The sequence below is a fragment of the Streptomyces niveiscabiei genome, assembly GCF_001419795.1.
Taxonomy (GTDB): Bacteria; Actinomycetota; Actinomycetes; order Streptomycetales; family Streptomycetaceae; genus Streptomyces; species Streptomyces niveiscabiei.
This window is the reverse complement of sequence record NZ_LIRL01000144.1, coordinates 1-4279: the sequence shown is the minus strand read 5'-3', so window position 1 is coordinate 4279 and position 4279 is coordinate 1. Positions and strand designations below refer to the sequence as shown.

The window sequence follows — 4279 nt, the reverse complement described above, 5'->3', positions numbered from 1 at the left end:
CCACCACCCCGACCCCCACCCAGACTTCGAGCGGACCGAACGCCAAGGAGACCCCACGCGATGACCACTCCCGAGACGGGTGACAACACGGCCTGGGTGCTGGAGCCGATTCTTGAGGTGCCGCAGGTGATCGCGGCGGTGATCCTGACCCGCGACGGCCTGATCACCGGCTACACGGACGCCCTCTCGCAGCCCTCGGCGGAGCGCGTCGCGGCGATCACGAGCACCGTGCAGGGCGCCTGCCGCACGGCCGCCGCCGCGTTCGCGGACGCGGAGCGTGCCGTCGTCCGGCAGGTGGTGATCGAGTCGGACCTCGGGTACGTGCTGATCGTGCCGACGGACCACGGGACCTGTGTCGCCGCGTACGGCACCGCGGACGTCCGCCTGGATCTGCTGGCGCACCGCGTGCACTCGCAGGTCGCGCGGCTCGGCGAGAAGGCCATGGCGGCGGTGCCCCGAGGAGCCGACGACGCCGGACCCGCGTGACGGGGCGTCCACCCGGCCGGCCCCTGGTGCCCGCCTACCTGTCCACCGGCGGCGTCGCCCGCCCGAGCCGCCCTCGCCTGGAGCGGCTCACGGTCCTGGCCCGCGACCCTGCCGTACCGCTCCCCGAAGGGCTCTCGGCGGCCGAACTCGCCGTGCTGGACGCGCTGTCGGGGGGTGCGCTGGCGCTCGTGGAGGTGGCGGCGGTGCTCCGGCTGCCCGTGTCGGCGGTGCGGGTGCTGATCGCCGGTCTGCTGGACCGGGAGCTGCTGCTCGCCCGTGCCCCGGTCGCGTCCGCCGCGCACTACGACCCCGACCTGCTGAAGAGAGTGGCCGATGGCCTCCGCGCCCTCAAGCGTTAGCCCCCCGCATCTCCCGGACAGCGCACAGGAGTTGGTGAAGATCCTGGTCGCGGGCCCGTTCGGGGTCGGCAAGACCACGCTCATCGACTCCGTCTCCGAGATCACGCCGCTGCACACGGAGGAGCGCCTCACGCAGGCGTCCGCGCACGTCGACGACCTCGCGGGCGTGCGGGAGAAGACGACGACCACGGTCGCGATCGACTTCGGCCGCATCAGCCTGCCCGGCGGGGTGGTGCTGTACCTGTTCGGTACGCCGGGCCAGGAGCGGTTCCGTGAGCTGTGGGAGGACATCTCCTACGGCGCGCTCGGCGCGCTGGTGCTGGTGGACAGCCGCCGGATCGGGGCGTCGTTCGACGTGCTCGGGCTGGTGGAGGACAGCGGGCTGCCGTACGCGGTCGCGATCAACGCGTTCCCCGACTCGCCCCGCCACCACACCGACGAGCAGGTGCGGCGCGCGCTGGACCTGGAGGCGGGCACGCCGATGGTGACGTGCGACGCGCGGGACGCGAACTCCTCGATCGACGCGCTGCTCGCGCTCGTCGACCACCTCATCGCCAGGGAGCCCCGGTGACCACCTATCCCCCGGACCAGCGCGACTTCTCCCGTTCGGCCCCCGTGCGGCTGTGGGAGGACGACTTCGCGGCGGACCCGTACCGCTACTACGCGGCGCTGCGCGCGCAGGGCCCGGTCGGCTGGGCCGAACTGGCGCCCGGGGTCACGGCGTTCGTGGTGACGGACCGGCGGGCGGCGCTGGAGGTGCTGCACGACGACGCGACGTTCTCGCACGACCCGCGTGCCTGGGAGACGACCGTCCCGGTGGACTCGCCGGTGCTGGGGATGATGCGCTGGCGGCCCAACGCCCTGTTCTCCGACGGCGCGGCCCACGTCCGCTACCGCCGTACCCTCCTGGACGTGTTCGACCTGGTCGAGCCGCACGATCTGCGGGCCCGCGTGCACCGGGCGGTGCGGCTGGTGGTGGGCCGGATCGGGCCGCGCGGCGAGGCCGACCTGGTCGAGGAGTTCGCGCGCCCGCTGCTGGCGCTGGTCTTCAACGACCTGTTCGGGCTGCCCGACAGCCAGGGCGACCGGCTGCACCGGGGCCTGGCGCGGATGATGGAGGGCGGCCCGGAGGCGGCGGCCGGTGAGGCGGAGTACGCCGGGTACGTCCTGGACCTGGTCGCCGCGAAGGCCGAGAACCCCGGCGAGGACCTGCCGAGCCGGCTCCTGGACCATCCGCTCGGGCTGACCGAGGAGGAGGTCACCTGGCAGGTGTTCCTGACGCTGGGCGCCGGTCTCGAACCGACGGCGAACCTGGTCTCCAACACCCTGTCGCGGATCCTGGGCAACGACGTGTACTACTCGACGCTGACCAGCGGCGCGCGTCCGGTGATGGACGCGGTGGTGGAGGTGCTGCACCACGAGACGCCGCTCGCCAACTACGGCATCTACTACGCGCGCGAGCCGGTCGCCTTCCACGGCGTGTGGCTGCCGGAGACGGTCCCGGTGGTCGTCTCGTACGGGGCGCTCGGGCACTTCGCGGAGCGCGAGGTGACCGGCGGCCGGCACCCTTCGGACGCCTCGCACCTGTCGTGGGGCGCGGGCCCGCACGCGTGCCCGGTCAAGCAGCACACGCTGCTCATCGTCACCGAGGCCATCGAGCGCCTGACGCAGTGGCTGCCGGACCTCGCACCGGTGCTGCCGCGCGAGCGGCTCGCCTGGCGGCCGGGCCCGTTCCACCGGTCCCTGCGGGCCCTGCCCGTCCGTTTCACCCCCCGTACCCCCGACCAGCCTGGAGATCTCCCGTGACCGTGACCGACCGCATCGCGATCGACCCGTTCGGCGCCGACATCCCCGCCGAGTCCGCGCGGTTACGCGCCCTGGGCCCGATCGTGCCGGTGGAGCTCCCCGGCGGGATCCCGGCGTGGGCGCCGACCGGGTACGACACGCTGAAGGACCTGCTCCTCGACCCGAGGGTCAGCAAGGACCCGCGCAGACACTGGCGGCTGTGGCCCGAGGTGCCCGAACACCCGTCCTGGGGCTGGGTGCTGGGCTGGGTCGGCGTCGTCAACATGCTCTCCACGTACGGCGAGGACCACACGCGCCTGCGCAGGCTGGTCGCGCCGAGCTTCACGGCGCGCCGTACGGAGTCGCTGCGGCCCCGCGTCGAGGCGATCACGACGGAGCTGCTGGACGCCCTGGAGGGCGCGGACGCCGTCGATCTGCGGGCGGCGCTCGCGCATCCGCTGCCGATGCGGATCATCTGCGAACTGTTCGGTGTCCCCGAGGAGTTGCGGGACGCGACGGGGCGGCTGATCGCGGCCATCATGGACACCTCGGACCCCTCCCCCGAGCACGCGGCGTTCGTGCAGGAGCAGATCGGCGCGGTCCTCGGCACGCTCATCGTGCGCAAGCGGGCACAGCCGGGCGACGACATGACGACCGAGCTGATCCGGATGCGCGACGAGGACGGCGACCGGCTCAGCGACGAGGAACTCCTGTACACGCTGCTGCTGGTGATCGGCGCCGGCTTCGAGACGACCGTGAACCTGATCGGCAACGCGGTCGTGGCCCTGCTGCGCCGCCCCGAGCAGCTCGCGGCCGTCCGCGCCGGGGAGCTGTCCTGGGACGGCGTGATCGACGAGACGCTGCGCGTGCACCCGTCGATCGCGTCGCTGCCGCTCAGGTTCGCGGTGGAGGACCTGACGGTCGGCGGGGTGGCGGTCCCGGCCGGGGACGCGATCCTGACGACGTTCGCGGCGGCCGGCGTCGACCCGGCGCACTACGGCGGTGACGCGGACGTCTTCGACGCGGCGCGCGGCGCGGACGACCACCTGGCGTTCGGGCTCGGTGTGCACCGCTGCATCGGGGCGCCGCTGGCCCGCATGGAGGCGTCGTACGCGCTGGCCGCGCTGTTCGAGCGGTTCCCCGGACTGGCGCTGGAGACGGACGACTTGAAGCAGGTGCCGTCGTTCATCGCGTTCGGGTGGCAGGAGATCCCGGTGCGGCTGCGGGGCTGATCTCGTGGGGTGCGACCGGTCCCCCGCCCTGGTCGCACCCCGATGACCTGTGAACGTACACACCAGGGTCCGGGGTGTGAATCGCACGGATGCCCGGCCGGGGCTCACCTGTGCACAGGGCCGCCCGGTTCGTCCGGGTTCGCCGGGCCGGGGACGTCTCCGGTGACGAGGTGGGCGAGCACCACTTCGTACAGGTCGCCGCCGGGGGCGAGGAGTTGGCGCTCCAGGACGGGTTCGGCGCTGCGGACGTGGTCGCGGACGGTCTGCGGGTGGATGCCGAGGGCGTCGGCGGCGCGTTCGGCGTTGCCCTGGGCGGCGATCCAGGCGCGCAGGGTGCCGCGCAGGTCGCGGGGGTCGGCGTCGAGGCGGGCGAGGAGGGTGTGCGCCCAGGTGCGCAGCGCGGGGGCGGTGAGGAGG

Annotated in this window: 6 protein-coding genes; 5 read left to right on the top strand and 1 reads right to left on the bottom strand. The window is 73.5% G+C overall.

Features of this window, described 5'->3' with window-relative positions; all coding sequences use genetic code 11:
- Positions 1 to 60: 60 nt before the first annotated feature.
- Genes AOK24_RS07840 through AOK24_RS07820 form a run of 5 tightly spaced genes read left to right on the top strand, consistent with a single transcriptional unit; the run spans position 61 to position 3862 of the window.
- A complete protein-coding gene (locus tag AOK24_RS07840) occupies positions 61 to 486 on the top strand; it encodes a roadblock/LC7 domain-containing protein (RefSeq protein WP_055719320.1) in 426 nt (141 codons plus the stop codon).
- Positions 483 to 845 (top strand): DUF742 domain-containing protein, encoded by a 363-nt coding sequence (locus AOK24_RS07835; RefSeq protein WP_055719319.1) that lies wholly within the window; start codon positions 483 to 485, stop codon positions 843 to 845. The genes AOK24_RS07840 and AOK24_RS07835 overlap by 4 nt, the downstream gene beginning before the upstream one ends.
- Entirely contained in the window at positions 820 to 1416 is a 597-nt protein-coding gene (locus AOK24_RS07830; RefSeq protein ID WP_055719318.1) for a GTP-binding protein, read from the top strand. The genes AOK24_RS07835 and AOK24_RS07830 overlap by 26 nt, the downstream gene beginning before the upstream one ends.
- Entirely contained in the window at positions 1413 to 2651 is a 1239-nt protein-coding gene (locus AOK24_RS07825) for a cytochrome P450 family protein (RefSeq protein ID WP_055719317.1), read from the top strand. The genes AOK24_RS07830 and AOK24_RS07825 overlap by 4 nt, the downstream gene beginning before the upstream one ends.
- Complete coding sequence (locus tag AOK24_RS07820) at positions 2648 to 3862, top strand: cytochrome P450 family protein (protein WP_055719316.1); 1215 nt, start codon at positions 2648 to 2650, stop codon at positions 3860 to 3862. Before AOK24_RS07825 ends, AOK24_RS07820 begins: the two co-directional genes overlap by 4 nt.
- Before the next feature lie 104 nt (positions 3863 to 3966).
- Here the strand turns inward: AOK24_RS07820 and AOK24_RS07815 are convergent.
- Positions 3967 to 4279: helix-turn-helix domain-containing protein (locus AOK24_RS07815; protein ID WP_167376816.1), on the bottom strand; the 313-nt coding region annotated here is incomplete at its 5' end.

Excerpts from the sequence above, each read along its gene's own strand:
- AOK24_RS07840 (WP_055719320.1), top strand. The coding sequence starts at position 61 with ATGACCACTCCCGAGACGGGTGACAACACGGCCTGGGTGCTGGAGCCG.
- AOK24_RS07830 (WP_055719318.1), top strand. The coding sequence starts at position 820 with ATGGCCTCCGCGCCCTCAAGCGTTAGCCCCCCGCATCTCCCGGACAGC.